The sequence below is a fragment of the Pseudomonas sp. TCU-HL1 genome (genome assembly GCF_001708505.1).
In the GTDB taxonomy this organism is placed as follows: Bacteria; Pseudomonadota; Gammaproteobacteria; order Pseudomonadales; family Pseudomonadaceae; genus Metapseudomonas.
Genome location: NZ_CP015992.1, coordinates 359,490 through 384,752, shown reverse-complemented (window position 1 = coordinate 384,752; position 25,263 = coordinate 359,490). Strand labels below are relative to the sequence as shown.

Here is a 25,263-nt window from a genome sequence, read left to right as displayed (position 1 = left end):
GCCAGCCCTTTACCCCCTCTCCCTAACCCTCTCCCCCCTGGGGGAGAGGGGACTTTCTGTACCTGAGCAGGAGTCCATCGCATGAGCGACATCATCCGCCGCGACCCGCGTGCCGAGTGGATCGCCCGCAACCGCCTGCACCCCCTGCATGCCACCATGCAGACCCAGGGGCAGACGAGCTGGATGGGCCCCAATGGCCTGATCCGCAAGAACCCCCATGCCGCTGCGGCCGGTTTCATTGGCCCCAATGGCCTCAAGCGCATCGACCGCAGCGGCGCCCAGCAAGGCACCGCCAGCAGGCGCAGCGCCGCCACCGAAGCGGTGCAACTGCCGCTGCATGTCGTCGAGCAACCGGCCTTCCACATCTGTGTGGTACCGGACATGGTCGGTGGCCGCCTCTCCAGCCACGACAAGGACCTGCTCGGCCTGGCCAACAAGCTGGCCGGCAGCGACGGTGCGGTGGTCGCCGTGCTGTTTGGCGACGACAAGGAGGCAGCCTTCGACACCGCCGGCGTTGACCGCGTCCTGCGTATCGCCGGCGATGCATTCGACGGCTACGCGCCGGAAGCCCGCGTGCTAGCCCTTAGCGCCGTGGAAAGCCAACTGGCGCCGCGCCACTGGCTGCTGCCCGACAGCCGCACCGGCGGCGGTGAACTGGGGCGACGGCTGGCCGCGAAGCTGGGCGAGCGCCCGGCCACACGGGTGTGGCAGGTCGCCAACGAACACGCCACCGGCCGCGCTGGCGCAGGCCGGGAGGACTTGGTGCGCGCAGTACCGCGCCTGATCCTTGCCGCTGCCGAATGCGCTGAGCCGGTCAGCGAAAGCCGCCACGAAGCCCGCCCGCTGGAGTTGGCCGCGAACATTGCCCACAGCCTGCCGCGTATCGAAGACCTCGGTCCGGTGGCCGTGGACCCGGCGCAGATCCCGATGGCCGAAGCGGAGTTCATCCTTTCCGGCGGTAACGGGGTCAGGGACTGGGCCCTGTTCCACGACGCCGCCGTGGCCCTCGGCGCCACCGAAGGCGCCTCCCGCGTCGCGGTAGACGACGGCTTCATGCCGCGTAACCGCCAGGTAGGCGCCACCGGTACCTGGGTCACCGCACGGGTCTATCTGGCCGTCGGCATCTCCGGCGCCATCCAGCACCTGCAAGGCATAGGCGCCTGCGATAAGGTGGTGGCGGTGAACATGGACCCGGGCTGCGACATGATCAAACGCGCCGATCTCTCGGTCATCGGCGACTCCGGCGCAGTGCTTAACGCGCTGATCCAGCTGGCCACCGAATACCGTCAGGGAGGGGCACGCGATGCCGCATGACGCACTGAAGATCGTCAGCCTGGTCTCCATCGGCGCGCACCCGACCTCGGGCCGCGCGCGCCGTGCCGACCAGGACGCCCGCGCCGTCGAGCTGGGCCTGCGCCTGGCGGGTTCGCACCTGCGCGTGGTGCATGCCGGCAACCCCCACGAAGACGCGCTGCGTGCTTACCTGGGCATGGGGCTGGATGAGCTCGTCGTTCTCGAACAGGGCCCGCAGGATGATGCGCTGCACCCGCTCGGTGACTACCTGCACGAAAGCGGTGCCCAGCTCGTGCTCACGGGCAGTCAGGCGGAAACCGGCGAAGGGTCGGGCATGCTGCCCTACCTGCTGGCCGAGCGCCTGGGTTGGCCGCTGGTGGTGGGCCTGGCCGAGGTGGAGAAGGTCGACAACGGCGTGGCCCAGATTCTCCAGGCCCTGCCCCGTGGCCAGCGCCGCCGGCTGAAGGTGCGCCTGCCCTTCGTCGCCAGCGTCGACAACGCGGCCCCCACGGCGCGCCAGAGCGCCTTCGGTCCGGCCCGTCGTGGCCGTATCGATGCCGAAGACGTGGAGCTGGTGGAGGATGTATTGTTTGCCGAGGCCCAGTTGCAACCGGCTCGCCCACGGCCCAAGCGGCTCAAGGTGATCAAGGCCAAGACCGGAGCCGAGCGGATGAAGGCGGCGACCGCCAAGGCATCCGGCGGTGGCGGCCAGGTACTCAAGGATGTCTCGCCGCAGGCGGGCGCCGAAGCTATCTTCAAACTGTTACTGGAAGAGGGTGTGCTGCGCTGACCGCGCAGCACCCAATGCGGAGGAATAGCGCGATGATGCATGCCGATCTGATCGACCAGGAAGATTTTCGTGAGCGCCTGGTGGCGCTGGGTATCAGCATCCCGCCGGGTGTCACTGCCGAGCAGGCCTGCGAGCAGGCCGTGAGCGGCCTCAGCCCGGAACGCGCACTGGCCCTGCGGCGCCTGGTGGAAGAGTTGTTGGGGGGCAGCGCGACCTTGCTGCCGAATGTGCGCGAGGCGATCTCCCGCACTCTGCTGCCGGCCCTGGTACCGCGCTGAGCTGCGATACCCGGATACAAAAAAGGGCGCCATGGCGCCCTTTTTGATTCCCGTAGGGTGCGCTGTGCGCACCAGGGAATACTTGGTGCGCACAGCGCACCCTACATAAGCCTCTTCGTGGGAGCGAATTCATTCGCGATTGAAATCGCTCCCACAGGCCCGAGACTTCAGACCACTCGCACGCTGGCGAAGGTGGACTCGCCCTGGGCACGGCTCAGGGCAACCCCCGCGGTGGAAGGTGCGTTGCGCACCAACTCGTCCGGCACCGGCATCAGGGCGACCACGTTGGCGTTCTGGCCGGCGCGTTCGTCGCGCGGCGGAATGCCGAAATATTCGCGATAGCACTTGGAAAAGTGCGGGGTGGAGACGAAGCCGCACACCGAAGCCACTTCGATGATCGACATGGCGGTCTGCTTCAGCAACTGGCGCGCGCGGATCAGGCGCAGCTTCAGGTAGTAGCGCGACGGAGAGCAGTGCAGGTATTTCTGGAACAGGCGCTCCAGCTGGCGGCGCGAGACGTCGACGTAGCAGGCCAGTTCGTCGAGGTCGATGGGTTCTTCCAGGTTGGCCTCCATCAGCGCAACGATTTCCTGCAGTTTCGGCTGGTTGGTGCCGAGCATGTGCTTGAGCGGTACACGCTGGTGATCCTGCTCGTTGCGGATACGTTCGTAGATGAACATCTCGGAGATCGCCGCCGCCAGTTCGCGACCGTGCTCACGGGCGATCAGGTGCAGCATCATGTCCATGGGCGCGGTGCCGCCGGAAGAGGTGTAGCGGTTACGGTCAATGGAGAACAAGCGGGTGCTGATGCCGGCGCGGGGGAAGGCTTCCTGCATGGCCGCCAGGCATTCCCAGTGCACGCTGCATTCGAAGCCATCGAGCAGGCCGGCCTTGGCCAGCGCCCAGCTGCCGGTACAAACCGCGCCCAGCTGGCGGCCCTGGCGGGATTGGGACTGCAGCCACTGCACGTGTTCACGGCTGACGCTGTGCTGGATATCGACGCCGCCGCAGACGATCACGGCGTCCAGGGCCGGGCCGTTGTCCAGGCCGCTGTCCGGGGTGATCTGCAAGCCGTCACTGGCGCTGATCGGACGAGCATCCTGGCTCAGGGTGAACCAGCGATACAGCTCGCGGCCGGAGAGGTGGTTGGCCATGCGCAGCGGTTCCACCGCGGACGCCAGGGAAATCAGGGTGAAGTTGTCCAGCAGCAGGAAACCGATGGACTGGGGAACACGGTTCTGGGGTTGAGCCCCTTGGTTGAACTGTGACATCAGTGAAATCCTCAGGCTAGGCATGGAGCGGAGCCCCGTTTCGAGGCTTTTTTAGTTATGGCCTGGTACGGCGAAACCAGGGAATACCAAATCTACGCAAAGGTCGTGCCTAAGTTGATTGATCGTTCAATTAAAAATGAGGAAATTCATCCAAGGCCCGTGCCACCGGGCCTAGGCGTGAACGACAGAATTATTCTGTTTACGACCGGCAGGTCCCGCGCGCGCTGGGGCCTGGGGACTTAGGTAGCACTGGTGGCGTCAGCGGATGTCACCCCGCGCCGTAGGACACACTTGCCAGTAACAGACGGACGGCTCCGACTATGACTGGCAAGTCATACGCCTATCCACCACCTTGCGCACCATGACGGGGCAGCGGCGGACGCGCTGGACGATATCGGGTCAGCACTCGATGGCGCTAACCGCCAGGCCACCGCGCGAGGTTTCCTTGTACTTGTCGTGCATGTCCGCCCCGGTGTCGCGCATGGTGCGGATCACCTGGTCCAGCGAGATGAAGTGCTCGCCGTCGCCGCGCAGCGCCATCTGCGCCGCATTGATCGCCTTCACCGCGGCAATCGCGTTGCGCTCGATGCACGGCACCTGCACCAGTCCGCCCACCGGGTCGCAGGTCAGCCCCAGGTTGTGTTCCAGGCCGATCTCCGCCGCGTTCTCCAGCTGCGCCGGGGTCGCCCCCAGTACTTCCGCCAGTCCCGCTGCCGCCATCGCACAGGCCGAACCCACTTCGCCCTGGCAGCCCACTTCGGCGCCGGAGATCGAGGCGTTCTTCTTGCACAGGATGCCCACCGCCGCCGCGCCGAGGAAGAAGTTCACCACGTCGTCCTCGCTGGCCTCCGGGTTGAAGCGCATGTAGTAGTGCAACACCGCCGGGATGATCCCCGCCGCGCCATTGGTGGGCGCGGTGACCATGCGCCCGCCGGCGGCATTCTCTTCGTTCACCGCCAGGGCGTAGAGGTTGACCCATTCCATGGCGCTCATGGTCGAGCCGATCACGTTGGGTTTGCCCAGCTCCTGCAGGCTGCGGTGCAGCTTGGCGGCACGCCGGCGCACATTCAGCCCACCGGGGAGGATGCCTTCGTGGCCGAGGCCGTTGGTCACGCATTCCTGCATGGCGTCCCAGAGCTTCAGCAGCCCGGCGCGGATCTCCGCCTCGCTGCGCCAGGCCTTCTCGTTGGCCAGCATCAGTTCGGCGATGCGCAGGTTGTGGCGCTGGCAGAGTTCCAGCAGCTCTTCGGCACTGGAAAAATCGTAGGGCAGTGCGGTGGCGTCCTGGTCCAGCTGGCCGGACTTGGCCTGGGCCTCGTCGACCACGAAGCCGCCGCCGATGGAGTAGTAGGTGTCGCGGTGCAGTTCACCCGCCTCACCTTCGACGATCAGGGTCATGGCGTTGGGGTGGTACGGCAGGTTCTCGTCGAGCAGCAGCAGGTCGCGTTGCCAGTCGAACGGCACCGGGTGCGTGCCGTCCAGCCGCAGTTCGCGGGCTGCCTGCAGCGCCTCGATGCGCGGGGCGATCTGTTTCGGGTCGACCTGGTCTGGCCATTCGCCCATCAGCCCCACCAGGGTCGCGCGGTCGGTGCCGTGGCCGACGCCGGTGGCCGACAGCGAGCCATACAGGCGCACCTCGACCCGCGTCACCTGCTCCAGCAGGCCGCGCTCGCGCAACGCCGTGGCGAACAGCGCCGCCGCCCGCATCGGGCCCACGGTGTGCGAGCTGGAGGGGCCGATACCGATCTTGAACAGGTCGAACACACTGATAGCCACGGGGCAACTCCGGTAAGGATGACACTTGGCGACATGATCGGCATTTCACCGAAGCGGAGACTTCCCACACCGACTTGCTCGTATCCAAATACGCCGTGGTCGATGCGCGTAACGGCCTGTTCCTTGTGGGAACGAATTCATTCGCGAAAGGGGCGCGCAGCGGCCCCATGGGCTGACAAGCGGCAGGCCAGCGGCCTGAAATCGCGAATGAAATCGCTCCCACAGGCAATCCATCTGTTGCCTTGCATTACCCGCGACAGATAAGTTCTGAGTGCGACCGGGTCGGTAGTCAGGCGATGCGTCTGGCCCGCATCATTCCGGCGCCCGGGGGCGGGGGCCTGCAGCAGTCCGACAGCCACGCGAGTCCGGAAACGACAATAAATCCTGCTGTGGACGGACCCCATCCCATGACTCGACCCACCACTCCCCTGCTGGCCGCGTCTCTGCTGGCCGCCTCCCTTTGCGCCACCCAACCGGTCCTGGCCGCCGACCCCGAACGCTGCTCCACCGTGCATTTCGCCGACGTCGGTTGGAGCGACATTACCGTCACCACCGCCGTCACGCGCCATGTGCTGAGCGAGCTCGGCTACATCACCAAGGTCAAGCGCCTGTCCGTGCCCGACACCTACAAGGCGCTGGGCGACGGCAAGATCGATGTGTTCCTCGGCAACTGGATGCCGAGCATGGAAAACGACATTCGCCCCTATCGGGAGAAAGGCACAGTGGAAACCCTCAGCGCCAACCTCACCGGCGCCAAGTACACCCTGGCGGTGAACCAGGCGGCCTGGGATGGCGGCGTGAAGAGCTTCGCCGATCTGGCGAAGTTCAAGCAGCAGTTGGGCGGGAAGATCTACGGCATCGAGCCGGGCAACGACGGCAACAAGCTGATCCAGAAGATGATCACGGGGAACGCCTTCAACCTCGGCGATTTCAAACTGGTCGAGTCCAGCGAAAACGGCATGCTGTCGCAGGTCAAGCGTGCCGAGCACCTCGAGCAGTGGGCGGTGTTCCTCGGCTGGGAACCTCACCCCATGAACAACCAGCTGAAGATGCATTACCTGGCCGGTGGCGATGACTGGTTCGGCCCTGACTACGGGGGCGCCACGGTCTACACGAACGTGCGCAAGGGCCTCACCCAGGAGTGTCCGAACCTCGGGCAGCTGCTGAAGAACCTCAAATTCAGCCTGGCCATGGAGAACCACCTGATGGAGGCCATACTCAATGAGAGCACCAATCGCCGGCGCGAAGCCAAAGCCTGGTTGAAGGCCAACCCCGACACGCTGAGCGCCTGGCTGCAGGGCGTCACCTCGCGCGACGGAGGCCCGCTCCCCGCGACACTCGCCCAGGCCAAAGCGCCGTGACGCGGCACATTTTGCGATATCCATGGGCCATGTCGCCGCCCAACATATGAACGTCGCAAACCGACAATTGCCAAGGCCTCAAGGCTTTATCGTTGAGACACCCGATTTCGTCGCTGTCGGTTCCCGTGAACAGGCAGACCGTGAGCACTCCGCTCCGGACCGAAGAACACAAGCGGCCGCCCCCCACCGAGTTGAGGCCGGCCTAATAAGAAATTTCGGAAGTACGCGCACCTCTGGTCGAGGTGCTGAACCCGCCCAGGGAATGGGTTTTGTAACACTGCCAGAGGATCGTCAGGTTCTCGAAACAATGTTATCCACACAGGCAAGGCAGTCGGCATCACCAGGCTGAGCGTCATCGAGCGCTGGCTCTGGCTCCATGTAACTGACCTGGATGTCTACTGAAGGGGAAATATCCCATGCAGTCTGGAAAGATCGTGGTTCAAAACCTTTACAAGGTTTTCGGGCAACAGCCACAAGAAGCAATCGATTTACTGAAGCAGGGTTGGAGCAAGGAGAAGATCCTGGCCGAACGCGGTGCCGTGATTGGCGTCAGCGACGTGTCCTTCAGCGTCAACGAAGGTGAAATCTTCGTGCTGATGGGCCTGTCGGGTTCGGGCAAGTCTACGCTGATCCGTCTGATCAACCGCCTGATCGAACCCACCGCCGGCGATGTCTTCATCGACGGCCAGAACGTTGCCAAGCTGCCCAAGTCGCAATTGATCGACCTGCGCCGCCGCGACATGAGCATGGTGTTCCAGTCGTTCGCCCTGATGCCCTCGCGCAGCGTGCTGGACAACGCTGCCTTCGGCCTGGAAGTGGCCGGCAAGAGCAAGAAGGAACGCGAGAAGCGGGCCATGGAAGTGCTGGAACAGGTTGGCCTGGCCAGCTTCGCCCACAAGTTCCCCCATGAGCTATCGGGTGGCATGCAGCAGCGCGTCGGCCTGGCCCGTGCGCTGGCGGTGGACCCGTCGATGATCATCATGGACGAGGCCTTCTCCGCGCTTGACCCGCTCAAGCGTCGCGAAATGCAGGACGTCTTGCTGGACCTGCAGAAGAAGCACAGCCGCACCATCATCTTCGTTTCCCACGACATCGAGGAAGCCATGCGCATCGGTTCGCGCATCGGCATCATGGAAGGCGGCAAGCTGATCCAGGTGGGCACGCCCCAGGAGATCATCGAAAACCCGGCCAACGACTACGTGCGCAACTTCTTCAACACGGTCGATACCAGCCGCTACCTCACCGCCGGCCAGCTCAAGTCCGACAGCGTTCCGCTGTTCGTGCACAACGGCAAGGCGCCCGACGCACAAACCGTGTGCCAGAAGCTGCAGTCCATGGACAAGCACTACGCGTTCATCGTCGACGAGAAGAACAACTTCCGCGGCTCCATCAGCCTGGAAAAGATCGCCCTGCTGGTTGAAGGCGGTCGCACCCTGGACCTGGAGCAGGACCTGCTCAAGCACATCGACCCGGTACCGGAAGACCTGCCTCTGGACAGCGTCATCCAGCGCCTGGTGATCAATGAAGGGCCGATCCCGGTGGTCGACCAGAGTGGCCGCTACAGCGGAGCGATCAGCAAAGGCCGCCTGCTGAGCCGCCTGCGGGGAGAATGACGATGAGCGAGAAACTGGACCTGGGTAGCTGGGTCAACGATGTCGTCCAGCACCTGCTGGAAAACTACAGCGGCGCCTTCGAAAGCGTCGGTAATGTGGTCAGCGGCTTCTCCGAGCTGATCGAACGCTTCCTGATGTGGCCGCCGGCCTGGGTGCTGATCGCGATCTTCGTCGGCCTCGGCTTCTGGCGCATTGGCGCCAAGTTCGCCGCTTTCACCGCCGCCTCGCTGATCCTGATCGTGATGACCGGCTTCTGGGAGCAGACCGTGGTCACCCTCGGCCTGACCTTCTCGTCCACCCTGATCAGCCTGTTGCTTGGTATCCCGCTGGGGATCTGGGCGGCCAAGAGCGAGCGCGTGGCCGTCGTGATCCGTCCAATCCTGGACTTCATGCAGACCATGCCGGCGTTCGTCTACCTGATCCCGGCGGCCATGCTCTTCGGCCTCGGTCGCGTGCCCGGCATCATCGCCACGGTGATCTTCGCCATGCCGCCAGCCGTGCGCCTGACCGCTCTTGGCATCCGCCAGGTGAACAAGGAGATCGTCGAAGCCGGCCAATCCTTCGGCTGCAACAGCTGGCAACTGCTATACAAAGTGCAGCTGCCGAATGCCATGCCGTCCATCATGGCCGGGGTTAACCAGACCATCATGATGGCGCTGTCCATGGTGATCATCGCGTCGATGGTGGGCGCAGGCGGGCTGGGCAACGACGTGCTCGCCAGTATCCAGCGCCTGGACATCGGCCTTGGCTTTGAAAGCGGCATGGCGGTGGTACTGCTGGCAATCATCCTCGACCGCATCACCGAGAGCTTCGGGACGCGCCAGACCTCGCCCCGTGGTCGTATCTTCGGCCGACTCGGTGCAAAACTGCAGCGGCAGCAAGCGCAATAAGAACGCTTCACCTTTCAATGTCAGGGAGTCGCTAATGAAAAGAATGAAGAAAATCGCTGCACTGGGCCTGCTGGCCTGCGCGCTGACCCAGGGTGCCTGGGCGCAGGAACCGCAGAGCTGCAAGCAGGTCCGCTTTGCCGAAATCGGCTGGGCCGACATCTCCGCCACCACGGGCGTCGCCATGGTGCTGACCGAAGGTCTGGGCTACACCCCGCGCAAGATCATGGCTTCGGTACCCATCGCCTTCACCGGTGTGAAGAACAAGCAGATCGACGTCTTCCTCGGCTACTGGGCTCCGTCCATGGACGCGGTGATCGAGCCCTTCACCAAGGACAACGGCGTGAAGGTTCTGCCGACGCCGAATCTGGAAGGCGCCAAGTACACCCTGGCCGTTCCGACCTACGCGGCTGAAGCCGGCCTGAAGAGCTTCCAGGACATCGCCAAGTTCAAGGACCAGCTGGATGGCAAGATCTACGGCATCGAGCCGGGTAACGACGGCAACCTGCTGATCGACAAGATGATCAAGGGCAACCAGTTCGACCTGGGCAAGTTCCGCATGGTCGAGTCCTCCGAGGCCGGCATGCTGGTCCAGGTGCAGCGCGCGGTGAAGAAGAAGGAGCCGGTGGTGTTCCTGGGCTGGGCCCCGCACCCGATGAACACCCAGTTCGACATCACTTACCTGGCGGGTGGTGACGATGTGTTCGGCCCGGACTACGGCGCCGCCAAGGTCTACACCGTGGTTCCGCCGGACTACGAACAGCGCTGCGCCAACGTCGGCAAACTGCTGAACAACCTGCAGTTCAACGTCGAGATGGAAAGCCAGCTGATGGACAAGATCCTGCAGAAGGAAGACCCGGTCAAAGTCGCCACCGGCTGGCTCAAGTCCAACCCGGCCGTGCTGGACAAGTGGCTCGCCGGCGTTACCACCTATGACGGCCAGGACGGCGCCGCCGCCGTGAAGAAACACCTCGGCCTGTAACACCCGCCCCGGGCTCTGCACGGAGCCCGTTTCCTTGCAATTCGCCAATCGCGGCCCGGTCAATGGGCTGCGAGGGGCACCGTCGCGAAACCCGCCTCAGAACGGGCCATCGACCACGTAGTTGGCTGCCAATCCCACCTGATGGAGCAATACGTATGCGCAAGTTGAAATCCCTTTGTTTCAAGACGCTCGGCGTCGCCACCCTTGCCCTCGGCATGGGCATGGCCAACGCCGCTGACAAACCGACCCTGAAGATCGGCTACGTGAACGGCTGGGACGACAGTGTCGCCGCCACCCACGTCGCGGGCGAAATCCTCAAGGAAAAACTCGGTTACGGCGTCGAGCTGAAACCCGTTGAGCCGGCCATCATGTGGCAGGGCGTGGCCCGTGGCGACCTGGATGCCACCCTCTCGGCCTGGCTGCCAGCCACCCACGGCGAGTACTACGCCAAGCTGAAGGACAAGGTCGTGGTGCTGGGCTCCAACTACAAGGGCGCCAAGATCGGCCTGATCGTGCCGGACTACGTTCAGGCCAAATCCATCGAAGACCTGAGCAAGTACAGCAAGGACTTCGACGGCAAGATCACCGGCATCGACGCTGGCGCTGGCGTGATGCGCCGCACCGAAGACGCGATCAAGCAATACAACCTCGACATCAAGCTGATGCCCAGCTCCGGCCCGGCCATGGCCACCGCCCTGACCCGCGCCGAGAAAGCCCAGAAGCCTATCGTGGTAACCGGCTGGATTCCGCACTGGATGTTCGCCAAGTGGAAGCTGCGCTTCCTGGAAGACCCGAAAAAGGTCTATGGCGATGACGAGCACGTCGACACCGTGGTCAACCCTGGCCTGGAAGCCAAGGCTGCTGACGCCACCGCGTTCCTGAAGAACTTCTCCTGGAGCGGCGAGGAAGTGGGCGCTGTGATGCTGGCCATCCGCGAAGGCGCCAAGCCGGAAGCGGCAGCCAAGGACTGGATCGCCAAGAACCCGCAGCGCGTGGAGGAATGGCTGAAGTAAGCCGTTCGCGCGTCACCCAAACCCCCACCGGCTTTCCGGCCCGTGGGGGTTTGTTTTTTGTGGGGCAGATTCTCTGTAGGGGCGATTTCAATCGCCAAACAGGCCGCAGGCCTGCCCTGCGCCCCCGAAGCGGGCAGCTGCGCCGCCCTTGGCGAATGAATTCGCCCCTACAAGGCTTTCGCCGATCAACCCCCTCGATTGATCGATCAATCAAATTCCCCCTAGACTGCGCGCTCCCAATTCCCACACAAAATGGTGGAAGTGCCCGATGCCCAAGGTCGGAATGCAGCCGATCCGTCGCTCGCAGTTGATCCAGGCCACCCTCGAAGCCGTCGACCAGGTCGGCCTCGGCGATGCCAGCATTGCCTACATCGCCCGCATCGCCGGCGTGTCCAACGGCATCATCAGCCATTACTTCCGGGACAAGAACGGCCTGCTGGAAGCCACCATGCGCCACCTGATGGCCGCCCTCAGCAGCGCTGTGCGCCAACGCCGTGCCGCCCTGCGCGAAGACACCCCGCGCGCGCACTTGCGGGCCATCGTCGCTGGCAACTTCGACGACAGCCAGGTCAGCGGACCGGCCATGAAGACCTGGCTGGCCTTCTGGGCCGCCAGCATGCACCAGCCCTCCCTGCGCCGCCTGCAGCGGATCAACGACCACCGGCTCTACTCCAACCTCTGCTGCGAACTGCGCCGCACGTTGCCGCGCGACCAGGCCCGCTCCGCCGCCCGCGGCCTCGCCGCATTGATCGACGGTCTGTGGCTGCGCGGCGCCCTGTCGGGCGATGCCTTCAACATCGAGCACGCGCTGCACATCGCCTACGACTACCTCGACCAGCAACTGGCCAAGGCTGATGGCTGATGGCTGATGGCTTTGTTGTAGGGGCGAATTCATTCGCCAAGCAGCCCGCAGGGCTGCCCTTGGAGGCCGTCAGGGGCAGCTTCGCCGCCCTTGGCGAATGAATTCGCCCCTACAAGGAAACAACCCACCCACAGACGAAAAAGCCCGGTCCAATGGACCGGGCTTTTTCATCGCAGGTTGTTGGCCGATCAGGCCGCCTCACCTTGCAGCGGGATGACGTTCACTGCCCTCGGCGCCAGTTCCTGCGCTGCCACATCCACCTTCATCTGCTTGAGCAGGGCGACCATATAAAGCAGCAGCACCACCGAGAACGGCAGACCGGCCAGCACCACCACCGTCTGCATGGCGGTGAAGTTGCCGGCGAACAGCAGGCCGATGGTCGCCAGGGTCACCACAACCGACCAGAAGATACGCAGCCAGTTGGGTGCGTCCTCGTCCAGGTCGCCTTCCTCGCGGGACAGGTTGGCCAGCATCACCGAACCTGAGTCGGCCGGGGTGAGGAAGAGCACGAAGCCGACGCAGATCGACAGGCCGATCACCGCCTTGGCCCAGGGGTAATGCTCCAGCAGCAGGTAGATGGACATGGCCGGCTGCTCCAGCGCCGCCTTGCCGAGGTCCGCCGCGTTCTGGTTCATCACCAGGTCGATGGCGCTGTTGCCGAACACCGACAGCCAGGCCAGGGTGAAGCCCAGCGGAATCAGCAGCACGCCACTGACCAGCTCGCGCACGGTACGACCACGGGAGATACGGGCCACGAACATGCCGACGAAGGGCGCCCAGGAAATCCACCAGGCCCAGTAGAACAGGGTCCACAGGCCCATCCACTCTTCACTCTTGCCGGACTGGCCGGTGTAGACGTAAAGGTCGAAGGTCTTCAGCACCAGGCCATTCAGATAATCGCCGAGGTTCTGCACGAAGCCGTTGAGCAGGTGCAGCGTCTGGCCGGCCAGCAACACGAAAAGCAGCAGGCCGCTGAACAGGATGATGTTCAGGTTCGAAAGACGACGGATGCCCTTTTCGATGCCGGATACCGCGGCCAGGGTGGCCACCGCACTCATCACCAGGATCACCGCCAGCAGCGCGCCCTGGCTATGGGGCAGGCCGAACAGGTACTCCAGGCCGGACGACACCTGCAGCGCACCGATGCCGAGGTTGGTCACCAGGCCCAGCAACGTCACGAAGATGCCGAAGCAATCAACGGCGTTGCCCACCGAACCCTTCATCAGACGCTCGCCGAACAGCGGGTAGAGCGCCGAACGCAGCGCCAGCGGCTTGTTGTGGCGATAGGCGAAGTAGCCAACGGCCAGCCCCACCAGCGCATAGATGGCCCAGCCGTGCACGCCCCAGTGGAGGAAGGTCAGCTGCAGCGCCTGGCGCGCAGCGGACTGGCTACCCGGCTCGCCTTCTGGCGGGTTGTAGAGGTGGTCGATGGGTTCGGACGCCGCGAAGTAAAGCAGCGAAATACCGATGCCCGAGGAGAACAGCATCCCGGCCCAGGCGCCGTAGCTGAAGTCCGGACGGCTGTCGTCGGGCCCCAGGCGCAGATGGCCGTAACGGGAGAAGGCGACATAGAGAACGAAGAACAGGTAAGCGCCTATGGCCAGCATGTAGTACCAGCCAAAGCTGCGCGAGAGCCAGCTCTGGGCTTTGCCGAGCCAGGCACCGGCGCTATCGGGGAACGCGATCAAGGCAACCGTGAGAAGCAGAATGAGCGCAGTGGATCCGAAGAACACGACCGGATTCAGGCGCACCTTCCCATGGTTGGTTGTTATGGAAGCAGTACTCATTTGGAGATTCCAGGGCAGTGAAAGCAGGCGCATCAAAGGCGCAACGACAGACCCGCGCCAGCGACCGGCGACGAATGGAATCCGCCGGCAGATGGCCTGAAATCAGGTGCGGCGAACTGCCGCATCCCGTTCCATGGTGCGCAGCTTATTCTTTGTTGTTTGAACGTTCAATAAAAATAAAGTAGGCTGGATTTCAACCCGTCCGGAAAGGCCCGGAAGACGAGGAAACCCCAATGCCAAAAGTCGGAATGCAGCCCTTGCGCCGCACCCAGCTGATCCACGCCACACTTGAGGCGGTGGATCAGGTCGGCATGGGCGACGCCAGCATTTCCTACATCGCGAAGCTGGCCGGGGTTTCCAACGGCATCATCAGCCACTATTTCCAGGACAAGAACGGCCTGCTGGAAGCCACCATGCGCTTCCTCATGAACGACCTGCAGGATGCGGTGCGCAAGCGCCGCGAGGCCATGCGCGACGACAGCGCACGCGGCTACCTCCGCTCCATCATCGACGGCAACTTCGACGAGACCCAGGTCAACGGCCCGGCCATGAAGACCTGGCTGGCGTTCTGGGCCAGCAGCATGCACCAGCCGTCCCTGCGCCGTTTGCAGCGCATCAACGACCTGCGCCTCTACTCGAACCTCTGCTGGCAGTTCCGCCGCGAGCTCGATGCTGGAAGCGCCCGCACCGCCGCCCGTGGCCTGGCCGCCCTGATCGATGGCCTCTGGTTGCGCGGCGCGCTGTCCGGCGAAGCCTTCGATACCGGGCAGGCGCGCCAGCTCGCGTACGAATTCCTTGATCAACAACTGGCCAAGCAGGCGGCTTGAACCGCCCGCCCGCCTTGCGAACACAAGACCTAGAGAGGACAACCACCATGGCCCGATTCGAAGAACAGAAGCTTTACATTGGCGGTCGCTACGTCGACTCCACCAGCAGCGCCACCTTCGAGACCGTCAACCCGGCCAATGGTGAAGTCCTGGCCAGCGTCCAGCGCGCCGGCAAGGAAGACGTCGAACGCGCCGTCGCCAGCGCCATCGAAGGCCAGAAGGTCTGGGCCGCCATGACCGCCATGCAGCGGTCGCGCATCCTGCGTCGCGCCGTCGACATCCTGCGCGAACGCAATGACGAACTGGCCGAGCTGGAAACCCTCGACACCGGCAAACCGCTGGCCGAAACCCGCGCCGTGGACATCGTCACCGGCGCCGACGTGATCGAGTACTACGCCGGCCTGATTCCGGCTATCGAAGGCGAGCAGATCCCGCTGCGCGAAACCAGCTTCGTCTACACCCGCCGCGAACCGCTGGGCGTGGTCGCCGGTATCGGCGCCTGGAACTACCCGGTGCAGATCGCCATGTGGAAGTCCGCCCCGGCCCTCGCCGCCGGCAACGCGATGATCTTCAAACCCAGCGAAGTCACCCCGCTGACCGCCCTGAAACTGGCCGAGATCTACACCGAAGCCGGCGTTCCGGACGGCGTGTTCAACGTGCTCACCGGCAGCGGCCGCGAAGTCGGCCAGTGGCTGACCGAGCACCCGCAGATCGAGAAAATCTCCTTCACTGGCGGCACCTCCACCGGCAAGAAAGTCATGGCCAGCGCCTCCAGCTCCTCGCTGAAGGAAGTGACCATGGAGCTGGGCGGCAAATCGCCGCTGATCATCTTCGAAGACGCCGACCTCGACCGCGCTGCCGATATCGCCGTCATGGCCAACTTCTTCAGCTCCGGCCAGGTCTGCACCAACGGCACCCGCGTCTTCGTACCGCGCGCCCTGCAGGCCAGCTTCGAAGCCAAGGTGGTCGAGCGCGTGAAGCGCATCCGCCTGGGCAACCCGGAGGACGCCAACACCAACTTCGGTCCGCTGACCAGCTTCGCCCACATGGAAAGTGTGCTCGGCTACATCGAGGCCGGCCGCAAGGAAGGCGCTCGCCTGCTGATTGGCGGCGAGCGCGTGACCGAAGGCGACTACGCCAAGGGCGCGTATGTGGCTGCCACCGTGTTCACCGACTGCACCGACGACATGACCATCGTTCGCGAAGAAATCTTCGGCCCGGTGATGAGCATCCTGGCCTACGACACCGAGGAAGAAGTCATCCGCCGCGCCAACGACACCGAGTACGGCCTGGCCGCCGGCGTCGTCACCCGCGACCTGGCCCGCGCCCACCGTGTGATCCACAAGCTGGAAGCCGGCATCTGCTGGATCAACACCTGGGGCGAGTCTCCCGCCGAAATGCCGGTGGGCGGTTACAAGCAATCCGGCGTCGGCCGCGAGAACGGCCTGACCACCCTAGCCCACTACACCCGTATCAAGTCCGTGCAGGTCGAGATGGGCGACTACTACTCGGTGTTCTGACCGACGCCAGCCAGGACGGAAACCTCGGGGGCGCATTGCGCTCCCGGATTTCATCCGGGCTACGACGCAGCACCGGCCCAGGTAGCCCGGATGCAATCCGGGAAAGAAGTTTGCCGCGCCCCGGAGTCATCCGGGTCATCTAGCAGGTAAGTCAAATGTCACAAGAATTCGATTACATCATCGTCGGCGCCGGCTCCGCCGGTAACGTGCTGGCCACCCGCCTGACCGAAGACCCCGAGGTCAGCGTCCTGCTGCTGGAAGCCGGTGGCCCGGACTACCGCCTGGATTTCCGTACCCAGATGCCCGCTGCCCTCGCCTACCCGCTGCAGGGCCGCCGCTACAACTGGGCCTACGAGACCGATCCGGAGCCCTTCATGAACAACCGCCGCATGGAGTGCGGTCGTGGCAAGGGCCTGGGCGGTTCCTCGCTGATCAACGGCATGTGTTACATCCGCGGCAACGCCCTGGACTTCGACGGCTGGGCCAAGGCACCGGGCCTGGAAGACTGGACCTACCTCGACTGCCTGCCCTACTTCCGCAAGGCGGAAACCCGCGACATCGGCCCGAACGACTTCCACGGTGGCGACGGCCCGGTGAGCGTCACCACGCCCAAGACCGGCAACAACCCGCTGTTCCACGCCATGGTCGAGGCCGGCGTGCAGGCCGGCTTCCCGCGTACCGATGACCTCAACGGTTACCAGCAGGAAGGCTTCGGCCCGATGGACCGCACCGTGACCCCGGAGGGCCGCCGTGCCGCCACCGGTCGCGGTTACCTGGACCAGGCGCGCAACCGTCCCAATCTGACCATCGTTACCCACGCCCTGAGCGATCGCATCCTGTTCAGCGGCAAGCGCGCCATCGGCGTCGCCTACCTCAAGGGCAACAGCGACACCCCCACCACCGCGCATGCCCGCCGCGAAGTGCTCGTGTGCAGCGGCGCCATCGCCTCACCGCAACTGCTGCAGCGCTCCGGCGTCGGCCCGGCGGCCGTGCTGCGCGACCTTGACGTTCCGATCGTGCATGACCTGCCGGGCGTGGGCGCCAACCTGCAGGACCACCTGGAGCTCTACCTGCAATACGCCTGCAAGGAGCCGGTGTCGCTGTTCCCGGCCCTGCAGTGGTGGAACCAGCCGGCCATTGGCGCGCAGTGGCTGTTCCTCGGCAAGGGCCTGGGTGCCAGCAACCAGTTCGAGGCCGGCGGCTTCATCCGTACCCGCGCCGAGTTCGAATGGCCGAACATCCAGTTCCACTTCCTGCCGGTGGCGATCAACTACAACGGTTCCAACGCGGTGAAGGAGCACGGCTTCCAGGCCCACATGGGCTCTATGCGCTCGCCGAGCCGTGGCCGTATTCACCTGAAATCCAGAGACCCGCGCCAACACCCGAGCATCCTGTTCAACTACATGTCCCACGAACAGGACTGGCAGGAATTCCGCGACGGCATCCGCATCACCCGCGAGATCATGGGCCAGCCGGCGCTGGACCCATACCGCGGCCGCGAGCTGAGCCCGGGCGCGAACCTGAAGTCCGACGCCGAGCTGGACGAGTTCATCCGCACCCACGCGGAAACCGCGTTCCACCCCTCCTGCTCCTGCAAGATGGGCACCGACGACATGGCGGTGGTGGATGGCCAGGGCCGCGTACACGGCATGGAAGGCCTGCGCGTGGTCGATGCCTCGATCATGCCGGAGATCATCACCGGCAACCTCAACGCGACCACCATCATGATCGCCGAGAAGATCGCCGACAAAATCCGCGGCCGCAAACCACTGCCACGCAGCACCGCTAGCTACTACGTGGCCGGCGACAAGCCGGTGCGCGGCCAGCCGGCACGCAAGCTGTAAGGCAGCCCACTTGTGGGAGCGAATTCATTCGCGAAACGACTTGGAACAACGTCGTTGCACGATCGCGATTGAAATCGCTCCCACAGGAAAGGCGAATCCCCGACGGCCTTGCTGGCCGCAGCCACTTTCTTTCAGCTGCCATGGGAAAGCGGCCGCGCCGTGCGCCGGGTAGACCGCGAACTCGACGAGTGACGGGGGGAGCACGCGCGGGCCTGCTAAACTGCGCGCCATTTCGACTTGCAGGCCCACTCCGTGACCACCACCGCCTTCTCTACCCTGCCCCTCTCCGCGGCCACCCTGGCCAACCTGGAGACCCTGGGCTACCGCGACATGACGCCGATCCAGGCCCAGGCCCTGCCGCTGATCCTCAAGGGCCAGGACCTGATCGCCCAGGCCAAGACCGGTAGTGGCAAAACCGCCGCCTTCGGCATCGGCCTGCTGGAGCCGCTCAACCCGCGCTTCTTCGGCTGCCAGGCATTGGTGCTGTGCCCTACCCGCGAGCTGGCCGACCAGGTGGCCAAGGAAGTTCGTCGCCTGGCCCGCGGCCACGGCAACATCAAGGTGCTGACCCTCTGCGGCGGCGTGCCCTTCGGCCCCCAGGTGGGTTCGCTGGAGCATGGCACGCATGTCATCGTCGGCACCCCGGGCCGGGTCCAGGAACACCTGCGCAAGGGCACGCTCGTGCTCGATGGTCTCAACACCCTGGTGCTGGACGAAGCCGACCGCATGCTCGACATGGGCTTCTACGACAGCATCGCCGAAATCATCGGCCAGCTCCCGGCACGCCGGCAGACGCTACTGTTCTCCGCCACCTACCCGGCCGGTATCGCCCAGCTCGCCAAGACCTTCATGCGCGAACCGCAGCAGGTGAAGGTAGAGGCGCTACATGACGACAACCAGATCGAGCAGCGCTTCTACGAGATCGACCCGCGCCAGCGCATGGACGCGGTTCTGCGCCTGCTGCAGAGCACCCGCCCGCAGTCCTGCGTCGCGTTCTGCCACACCCGCCAGCAGTGCCAGGAACTGGAAGCCCACCTGAGCGACAATGGCATTTCCGCCCAGTCGCTGCATGGCGACCTGGAGCAGCGCGAGCGTGACCAGGTACTGGCGCTTTTCGCCAACCAGAGCTGCAGTGTGCTGGTGGCCACCGACGTCGCCGCGCGCGGCCTGGATATCGCCGGGCTGGAAGCGGTGATCAACGTCGAACTGTCCCGCGACCCCGAAGTGCACATCCACCGCGTCGGCCGCAGCGGCCGCGCCGGCGAGAAGGGCCTGGCGCTGAGCCTGGTGGCGCCGGCCGAGGCCAATCGCGCCCAGGCCATCGAGAGCCTGCAACAGGCACCGCTGAACTGGCAGCGCATCGACGAACTGGTGGTGAAGAGCCGCGAGCCGCTGCTACCTCCCATGGCCACGCTGTGCATCAACGGCGGCCGCAAGGAAAAGCTGCGCCCCGGCGACATCCTCGGCGCCCTTACCGGCGAGGCCGGGCTACCCAGCAGCCAGGTGGGCAAGATCGCCATCTTCGACTTCCAGGCCTTCGTCGCGGTCGAACGCGGCATCGCCAAGCAGGCACTCAAGCGCCTCAGCGACGGGAAGATCAAGGGGCGTTCCTACAAGGTGCGCATCCTCTGATTCAAGGTTGAGCCAGGCCGTGGCGGGCGAAGATCGCCTGATAGGTGCCGTCTTCGCGCATGGCCTGCATCGCCTGGTCGAACGCCTCCACCAGTTGCTGATGCCGCGGATGGCTGCGGCGTACCAGGATATGCAGGCCGTTTTCGCTGAGCGGCCTGGACAGGAACACCAACTGGTCGCGAATCCCTTTCAGCTCTCGGCTCAGGTAGAAGCGTGCCACCAGTTCGTCTTCCAGGGTCAGTTGCACCCTTCCGGCAGACAGCATTCGCGCGCCCATCTGAAAGCCCTTCACCGGCACCTTGTTGAGGCTGGCGTCGGCATCGAAGCTCGGCAGGTAGCTGTAGCCGCGCACCACGGCAATGCTGTATCGCTTGAGATCGGCCAGCGCCTGGAAGTCGACGGCACTGCCCTTGCGCTTGAGAAAGAGAATTCGATTGGTCAGGTAAGGTTTGGAGAACAGGCCGTAGCGGGCACGATCATCGCTGTACCAGGCGCTGACGATCAGGTCGTAGTCACCCACCTGGACGCCGCGCAAGGCACGGGCCCAGGGCACTTCGACGTACTCGGGACGATGCCCGGCGCGCTTGAGCGCGGTACTCACCAGCTCGGCGGCCAGGCCATTGCCCGGCAGCCTGGCATCGGTAAAAGGTGGCCAGACATCCGCGGCGATGCGCAATGTTTCAGCAGCGGCACCCGCCGAAGCGAGCAACAAGGCGAACAGGGCAAAACCACAGCGTTTTCTCATGCACGGACATCCGCGAACAGGTTTGGCCAGCGGGTGGTCTAGCCTGCACCAATTCCGCACTCGCAACCAGCGTGATGCGGTACTTCCGTACAGGCTTTTTTCACTCCCTCCCTGTGACTCCCACCAGCTGGCACCATCGAATGCGACGGGACGGCTGACAGCGCCCTTCGCAGCCCTTAGGCTGTAACCGGCCGCTCAGCCGTACCCGGACATTCGCCCACAAGGCCCCTATGCCCTCGACACGATTCACTCAAACGCTGCGCCGCCTCTGGGCGCTGGACAAGTTCAGCTACAGCCTGCGCGTCTTCGTCGCCCTGACCGGGAGCATGGCGCTGTGCTGGCAGCAGGACCGCATGGATCTGCTGATCCCGCTGTTCCTCGGCATCATCGCCAGTGCCCTGGCGGAAACCGACGACAGTTGGCAGGGCCGTCTCACCGCATTGCTGGTGACCCTCGGCTGCTTCAGCGTCGCCTCGCTGTCGGTGGAGTTGCTCTTCCCCTACCCCTGGATCTTCGTCAGCGCCCTGGCGCTGGCCAGCTTCGGCCTGACGATGCTGGGCGCCCTTGGCGAGCGCTACGCGACGATCGCGTCGGCCACGCTGATCCTGTCCATCTACACGATGATCGGCGTCGACCAGCGCGACGGCGCCCCGACCAACCTCTGGCAGGAGCCTGTCCTGCTGGTGGCCGGCGCCGCCTGGTACGGGCTGCTCTCAGTGCTCTGGCAGGCGCTGTTCACCCATCAACCCGTGCAACAGAGCCTGGCCCGGCTGTTCCGTGAACTCGGGCAGTACCTCAAGCTGAAGTCCGCCCTGCTGGAACCGGTGCGCCATCTCGACATGGAAGCCCGGCGCCTGGAACTGGCCCGGCAGAACGGCAAGGTGGTGGCAGCGCTCAATGCGGCCAAGGAGATCATCCTGCACCGGGTCGGCAACGGTCGGCCGGGGCCCAAGGTGAACCGCTACCTCAAGCTCTACTTCCTGGCCCAGGACATCCACGAACGCGCCAGCTCCTCCCACCATCCCTACAACGAGCTGGCCGAAGCCTTTTTCCACAGCGACGTGCTGTTCCGCTGCCAACGCCTGCTGCGCCAGCAAGGCGGCGCCTGCCAGGCCCTGGGCCGCGCCATGCAGATGCGCCAGCCCTTCGACTACCTGGACGGCGCACAGGCCCTGGAAGACCTGAACAAGTCCCTGGAACACCTGCGCGTCCAGAGCAACCCGGCCTGGCGCGGCCTGCTGCGCTCGCTCAACGCCCTGGCGCGCAACCTCGGCACCCTGGACCGCCTGCTCATCGATGCCAGCAACCCCGATGCCCTTGCCGAAGCCCAGGACGCCAGCCTGCTGGACCGTTCGCCCCAGGGCCTGAAGGACGTCTGGGAACGCCTCAAGCAGAACCTCACGCCGACGTCCCTGATATTTCGCCACGCGCTGCGCATGGCCCTGGCGCTCGCCACCGGCTACGGCGTGCTGCACCTGATCCACCCCGAACAGGGCTACTGGATCCTGTTGACCACGGTATTCGTCTGCCAGCCCAACTTCGGCGCCACTCGGCGTAAGCTGATACAGCGGATCGCCGGCACCCTGCTCGGCCTGGCGCTGGGGTGGGCACTGTTCGACCTGTTCCCCGGCGCCCTGGTGCAGTCTGCCTTCGCCGTGGTTGCCGGGGTGGTGTTCTTCGCCACCCGCGCCACCCGCTACACCCTGGCCACCGCCGCCATCACCCTGCTGGTGCTGTTCTGCTTCAACCAGACCGGCGACAGCTACGGCCTGTTCCTGCCACGCCTGGTGGACACCCTGCTCGGCGCGCTGATCGCCGGCCTGGCGGTGATCTTCGTGCTACCCGACTGGCAAGGCCGCCGGCTCAACCAGGTGGTGGCCAACACCCTGGCCTGCAACAGCCGCTACCTGCGGCAGATCATGCAGCAGTACGCCAGCGGCAAGCGCGACGACCTCGCCTACCGCCTGGCCCGACGCAACGCCCATAACGCCGACGCGGCGCTGTCCACCACGCTCTCCAACATGCTCATGGAGCCCGGCCACTTCCGTAAGGAAGCCGACATCGGCTTCCGCTTCCTGGTGCTGTCCCACACCCTGCTCAGTTACCTCTCCGCCCTGGGTGCGCACCGCAGCGAGAAGCCCGGCGAAGCGCTTACGCCGATTTCCGAACAGGCCGCCCTGCAGATTGCCGAAAGCCTCGACTGCATCGCCCAGGGCCTGACCGACCGCCGCCCGATCAGTATCCATCGCGACGAGGAGGATGCCCTCGCCAAGGCCCTGGAGCAGCTTCCGGAAGACATGGACGACCGCCCGCGCCTGGTACAGACCGAGCTGGGACTCATTTGCCGCCAACTGGGGGCATTGCGGACCCTGGCGGCGCATCTGCTGAACGAGCGAAAGGTGGCGTAAGGCCCGCTCCGGAGGCACAAGCTCTTTGTAGGGGCGAATTCATTCGCCAGGGGCGGCGCAGCTGCCCTGACAGTCTCCAAGAGCAGACCTTCGGCCTGCTTGGCGAATGAATTCGCCCCTACAGATGAATCAGAGCCAGCAGACATCCCAGAACGGGTAATCCCCAATTCGTTCCACCAGGCCGGCCCGCAATGGGTTGGCCACAATGTAGCGAGCGACCTGGCGGACATCCTCCTCGTACCGCATTGCGTGATCGTGGAAGCCTGCTTGCCAGACCGCCCCAGCGGTTTCCACGTGCAAACCCAACTGCCGGGCGGAGCGCCCCTTGAACACCTTGATCACGGTAGAAAGCCCGATGGGACCCTTGAGCTGGACCAACCAGTGCAAGTGATCCGGCATGAGCACCCAGGCCAGGGAATTGACCACATTCTGCTCGTGCAATCGGCGCAGCTCGGCAACGGCAATGCGGGCGCTATGGAAGTCCCTGAACAACGGCCGACGGCCTTCGGTGGTTGTGGTGATGTGGTAGATCTGACCGGCTCTTGATACCCGGCCCTTGAGGAGATCATCCCTTGGCATTTCCATTGCCCTCCTGATACGGAAGGCGATGACTCTATGGGGCGGCAAACAAATGCTGGGCCGGAGCGTTGCGACGAAAAGACTGATCCAACCTGTGGAAGATGCCTATGGCTTCGAATCTCTTGTAGGGGCGAATTCATTCGCCAAGGGATGCGAAACGTCCCCCTTGCAACCCTGAATGGCAGACCTTTGGTCTGCTTGGCGAATGAATTTCCCCTACAGGTAAAGGTCCCCTGCAAAACGACAGTCACCCTTCCCCCATCAGCTCCCTGATCGTCTCCCCCACCATCCGCACCGCTGCCTCGATCGCCGGGGTGGGCTTGGAGGAGTAGTTCATGCGCAGGCAGTTCCGGTACTTGCCAGAGGCGGAGAAGATGCTGCCGGCGGCGATCTGTACGCCTTTGGGCAAGAGGGCGCGGTTCAGGCGCAGGGTGTCGAAGTCTTCGGGCAGTTCGACCCAGAGCATGAAGCTGCCCTGGGGCCGGCTGGCGCGGGTGCCTTCGGGGAAGTAGCACATCACCCAGTCGATCATCTGGTCGCGGCTGTGCTGGTACTGGCTGCGCATGCGCCGCAGGTGCGGTTCGTAATGGCCATTGCCGAGGAATTCAGCCAGCGCCAATTGCGGCTGGGTGGCGGTGGCGCCGGTGGAGATGTACTTCATGTGCAGAACCCGGTCGAGGTAACGGCCGGGGGCGATCCAGCCAACGCGGATACCTGGCGCCACCGTCTTGGAGAAGGAACTGCAGAGCAGCACGCGCCCATCGTCGTCGAACGACTTGATCGTGCGCGGGCGTGGGTACTGGTAGGCCAGGTCGCCATACACGTCGTCTTCCAGGATCGGCACGTCGTAGCGCTGGGCCAGGGTCAGCAGGGCGCGCTTGCGCGCCTCCGGCATGATGTAGCCGAGTGGGTTGTTGCAGTTCGGGGTGAGCTGGATCAGCTTGATCGGCCACTGCTCCAGCGCCATCTCCAGCGCCTCCAGGCTGATGCCGTTGAGCGGGTCGGTGGGCAGTTCCAGGGCTTTCATGCCGAAGCCTTTCAAGGTTTGCATGGCGCCGTGGAAGCTCGGCGAATCCACTGCGACTATGTCCCCCGGCTCGCAGGTGGAGCGGATCGCCACCGACAGCGCCTCATGGCAACCGGTGGTGATGACGACATCGTCCGCGGATAGCTGGCAGCCCGAGTCCAGCGCCAGCCGTGCCACTTGTTCACGCAGTGCCAGGGTGCCGTAGATGCTGTCGTAGTAGAGGCCGCTGCCGTCCTGGCGCCGGCTGATCCGGCCGAGGCTGCGCAGCAAGGGTTTCAGTGTCGGGCTTGTGATGTCCGGCATGCCGCGCCCCAGTTGCACCACGTTGTCCCTGGCGCTGCGCTTGACCAGATCGAGTACGTCGTTCCACTGGGACACGTCCACGGGCCGCTGTGGCGTGCGGCTCACTTCTGGCAGAGCCGGCGTCTGGCGGCGCGGCGGCACGAAGTAGCCGGACTTCGGCCGCGGCTCCGCGAGGCCGCCGTCTTCGAGAATCCGATAGGCCTGTTGCACAGTGCTCAGGCTCACGCCGTGCTCCTGGCTCAGGGCACGCACGGAGGGCAGACGGTCGCCGGGGCGGTAATAGCCCTGCTCGATGCGTTCGCCGAGGGTTTCGGCCAGCTTGATATAGAGCTTCATGACAGTCTCCTGGATCGGCGCGAACACGCATCAGGACCATTACAGATGGGTGCTGAACTGAGGATTCAGATAGGAAACCACGCAATCTGTATGAAAAAAATATACAGATCGTGGATCTGTATTGAGATT

At 64.5% G+C, this 25,263-nt stretch carries 20 protein-coding genes; 14 read left to right on the top strand and 6 right to left on the bottom strand.

Features of this window, described 5'->3' with window-relative positions:
- Positions 1–81 precede the first annotated feature (81 nt).
- From THL1_RS01785 to THL1_RS01775, 3 genes are read left to right on the top strand one after another with little or no spacing between them, the layout of a single operon-like run.
- Entirely contained in the window at positions 82–1,314 is a 1,233-nt protein-coding gene (locus THL1_RS01785; RefSeq protein ID WP_069081676.1) for an electron transfer flavoprotein subunit alpha/FixB family protein, read from the top strand.
- Entirely contained in the window at positions 1,304–2,083 is a 780-nt protein-coding gene (locus tag THL1_RS01780) for an electron transfer flavoprotein subunit beta (RefSeq protein WP_069081675.1), read from the top strand. Before THL1_RS01785 ends, THL1_RS01780 begins: the two co-directional genes overlap by 11 nt.
- A 32-nt stretch (positions 2,084–2,115) precedes the next feature.
- Positions 2,116–2,361, top strand: a complete 246-nt coding sequence (locus THL1_RS01775) for a hypothetical protein (protein WP_028630518.1) — start codon at positions 2,116–2,118, stop codon at positions 2,359–2,361.
- A gap of 167 nt (positions 2,362–2,528) precedes the next feature.
- Here the strand turns inward: THL1_RS01775 and THL1_RS01770 are convergent, their stop codons facing one another.
- Together THL1_RS01770 and THL1_RS01765 are read right to left on the bottom strand one after the other, a co-directional pair.
- On the bottom strand, positions 2,529–3,632 hold the full coding sequence (locus THL1_RS01770; RefSeq protein WP_069081674.1) for a GlxA family transcriptional regulator: 1,104 nt from the start codon (positions 3,630–3,632) through the stop codon (positions 2,529–2,531).
- Positions 3,633–4,031: 399 nt separating this feature from the next.
- On the bottom strand, positions 4,032–5,408 hold the full coding sequence (locus THL1_RS01765) for an L-serine ammonia-lyase (RefSeq protein WP_069081673.1): 1,377 nt from the start codon (positions 5,406–5,408) through the stop codon (positions 4,032–4,034).
- 407 nt (positions 5,409–5,815) lie between these two features.
- Between THL1_RS01765 and THL1_RS01760 the strand changes: the two genes are divergently transcribed.
- From THL1_RS01760 to betI (THL1_RS01735), 6 genes are all read left to right on the top strand, one after another.
- The gene (locus THL1_RS01760; protein WP_069081672.1) at positions 5,816–6,769 is read left to right on the top strand and encodes a choline ABC transporter substrate-binding protein; all 954 of its coding nucleotides are present in this window, start codon (positions 5,816–5,818) and stop codon (positions 6,767–6,769) included.
- Positions 6,770–7,185: 416 nt separating this feature from the next.
- Positions 7,186–8,382, top strand: coding sequence for a quaternary amine ABC transporter ATP-binding protein (locus tag THL1_RS01755; RefSeq protein ID WP_069081671.1), 1,197 nt, complete (start codon positions 7,186–7,188; stop codon positions 8,380–8,382).
- A 2-nt stretch (positions 8,383–8,384) separates the two neighbouring features.
- A complete protein-coding gene (locus THL1_RS01750) occupies positions 8,385–9,272 on the top strand; it encodes an ABC transporter permease (RefSeq protein ID WP_069081670.1) in 888 nt (295 codons plus the stop codon).
- Positions 9,273–9,306: 34 nt separating this feature from the next.
- Positions 9,307–10,251: a choline ABC transporter substrate-binding protein gene (locus THL1_RS01745; protein WP_069081669.1), complete on the top strand. Its 945-nt coding sequence runs from the start codon at positions 9,307–9,309 to the stop codon at positions 10,249–10,251.
- A 155-nt stretch (positions 10,252–10,406) separates the two neighbouring features.
- Positions 10,407–11,264, top strand: coding sequence for a glycine betaine ABC transporter substrate-binding protein (locus THL1_RS01740; protein WP_069081668.1), 858 nt, complete (start codon positions 10,407–10,409; stop codon positions 11,262–11,264).
- 268 nt (positions 11,265–11,532) lie between these two features.
- Entirely contained in the window at positions 11,533–12,126 is a 594-nt protein-coding gene (gene betI / locus THL1_RS01735; protein WP_069081667.1) for a transcriptional regulator BetI, read from the top strand.
- 188 nt (positions 12,127–12,314) lie between these two features.
- Here betI (THL1_RS01735) and THL1_RS01730 read toward each other — a convergent pair whose 3' ends face one another.
- A complete protein-coding gene (locus THL1_RS01730) occupies positions 12,315–13,859 on the bottom strand; it encodes a BCCT family transporter (protein ID WP_069086380.1) in 1,545 nt (514 codons plus the stop codon).
- A gap of 287 nt (positions 13,860–14,146) precedes the next feature.
- Between THL1_RS01730 and betI (THL1_RS01725) the strand changes: the two genes are divergently transcribed.
- The 4 genes from betI (THL1_RS01725) to dbpA all read left to right on the top strand — a co-directional run bounded on the left by betI (THL1_RS01725) (position 14,147) and on the right by dbpA (position 19,736).
- Positions 14,147–14,740, top strand: coding sequence for a transcriptional regulator BetI (gene betI / locus THL1_RS01725; RefSeq protein ID WP_069081666.1), 594 nt, complete (start codon positions 14,147–14,149; stop codon positions 14,738–14,740).
- Positions 14,741–14,787: 47 nt separating this feature from the next.
- Positions 14,788–16,260 (top strand): betaine-aldehyde dehydrogenase, encoded by a 1,473-nt coding sequence (gene betB / locus THL1_RS01720; RefSeq protein WP_069081665.1) that lies wholly within the window; start codon positions 14,788–14,790, stop codon positions 16,258–16,260.
- A gap of 155 nt (positions 16,261–16,415) precedes the next feature.
- A complete protein-coding gene (gene betA, locus THL1_RS01715; protein WP_069081664.1) occupies positions 16,416–18,104 on the top strand; it encodes a choline dehydrogenase in 1,689 nt (562 codons plus the stop codon).
- A 252-nt stretch (positions 18,105–18,356) separates the two neighbouring features.
- Positions 18,357–19,736 (top strand): ATP-dependent RNA helicase DbpA, encoded by a 1,380-nt coding sequence (gene dbpA / locus THL1_RS01710; RefSeq protein WP_069081663.1) that lies wholly within the window; start codon positions 18,357–18,359, stop codon positions 19,734–19,736.
- Between the two features lies 1 nt (position 19,737).
- Here the strand turns inward: dbpA and THL1_RS01705 are convergent, their stop codons facing one another.
- The gene (locus THL1_RS01705) at positions 19,738–20,481 is read right to left on the bottom strand and encodes a substrate-binding periplasmic protein (RefSeq protein WP_069081662.1); all 744 of its coding nucleotides are present in this window, start codon (positions 20,479–20,481) and stop codon (positions 19,738–19,740) included.
- A 230-nt stretch (positions 20,482–20,711) separates the two neighbouring features.
- Between THL1_RS01705 and yccS the strand changes: the two genes are divergently transcribed.
- Positions 20,712–22,889 carry a YccS family putative transporter gene (yccS, locus tag THL1_RS01700; protein WP_069081661.1) on the top strand — a complete coding sequence of 726 codons (2,178 nt, stop codon included), beginning with the start codon at positions 20,712–20,714 and terminating at the stop codon, positions 22,887–22,889.
- 129 nt (positions 22,890–23,018) lie between these two features.
- Here the strand turns inward: yccS and THL1_RS01695 are convergent, their stop codons facing one another.
- A complete protein-coding gene (locus THL1_RS01695) occupies positions 23,019–23,474 on the bottom strand; it encodes an REP-associated tyrosine transposase (RefSeq protein ID WP_083245786.1) in 456 nt (151 codons plus the stop codon).
- Positions 23,475–23,715: 241 nt separating this feature from the next.
- Entirely contained in the window at positions 23,716–25,134 is a 1,419-nt protein-coding gene (locus THL1_RS01690) for a PLP-dependent aminotransferase family protein (protein WP_069081660.1), read from the bottom strand.
- Positions 25,135–25,263 lie beyond the last annotated feature (129 nt).

Excerpts from the sequence above, each read along its gene's own strand:
- THL1_RS01785 (WP_069081676.1), top strand. The coding sequence starts at position 82 with ATGAGCGACATCATCCGCCGCGACCCGCGTGCCGAGTGGATCGCCCGC.
- betI (WP_069081667.1), top strand. The coding sequence starts at position 11,533 with ATGCCCAAGGTCGGAATGCAGCCGATCCGTCGCTCGCAGTTGATCCAG.
- THL1_RS01775 (WP_028630518.1), top strand. The coding sequence starts at position 2,116 with ATGATGCATGCCGATCTGATCGACCAGGAAGATTTTCGTGAGCGCCTG.
- THL1_RS01755 (WP_069081671.1), top strand. The coding sequence starts at position 7,186 with ATGCAGTCTGGAAAGATCGTGGTTCAAAACCTTTACAAGGTTTTCGGG.
- THL1_RS01705 (WP_069081662.1), bottom strand. The coding sequence starts at position 20,481 with ATGAGAAAACGCTGTGGTTTTGCCCTGTTCGCCTTGTTGCTCGCTTCG.
- THL1_RS01760 (WP_069081672.1), top strand. The coding sequence starts at position 5,816 with ATGACTCGACCCACCACTCCCCTGCTGGCCGCGTCTCTGCTGGCCGCC.
- THL1_RS01740 (WP_069081668.1), top strand. The coding sequence starts at position 10,407 with ATGCGCAAGTTGAAATCCCTTTGTTTCAAGACGCTCGGCGTCGCCACC.
- THL1_RS01780 (WP_069081675.1), top strand. The coding sequence starts at position 1,304 with ATGCCGCATGACGCACTGAAGATCGTCAGCCTGGTCTCCATCGGCGCG.
- betA (WP_069081664.1), top strand. The coding sequence starts at position 16,416 with ATGTCACAAGAATTCGATTACATCATCGTCGGCGCCGGCTCCGCCGGT.
- THL1_RS01690 (WP_069081660.1), bottom strand. The coding sequence starts at position 25,134 with ATGAAGCTCTATATCAAGCTGGCCGAAACCCTCGGCGAACGCATCGAG.
- betI (WP_069081666.1), top strand. The coding sequence starts at position 14,147 with ATGCCAAAAGTCGGAATGCAGCCCTTGCGCCGCACCCAGCTGATCCAC.
- betB (WP_069081665.1), top strand. The coding sequence starts at position 14,788 with ATGGCCCGATTCGAAGAACAGAAGCTTTACATTGGCGGTCGCTACGTC.
- THL1_RS01770 (WP_069081674.1), bottom strand. The coding sequence starts at position 3,632 with ATGTCACAGTTCAACCAAGGGGCTCAACCCCAGAACCGTGTTCCCCAG.
- THL1_RS01695 (WP_083245786.1), bottom strand. The coding sequence starts at position 23,474 with ATGGAAATGCCAAGGGATGATCTCCTCAAGGGCCGGGTATCAAGAGCC.
- THL1_RS01750 (WP_069081670.1), top strand. The coding sequence starts at position 8,385 with ATGAGCGAGAAACTGGACCTGGGTAGCTGGGTCAACGATGTCGTCCAG.
- THL1_RS01745 (WP_069081669.1), top strand. The coding sequence starts at position 9,307 with ATGAAAAGAATGAAGAAAATCGCTGCACTGGGCCTGCTGGCCTGCGCG.
- yccS (WP_069081661.1), top strand. The coding sequence starts at position 20,712 with ATGCCCTCGACACGATTCACTCAAACGCTGCGCCGCCTCTGGGCGCTG.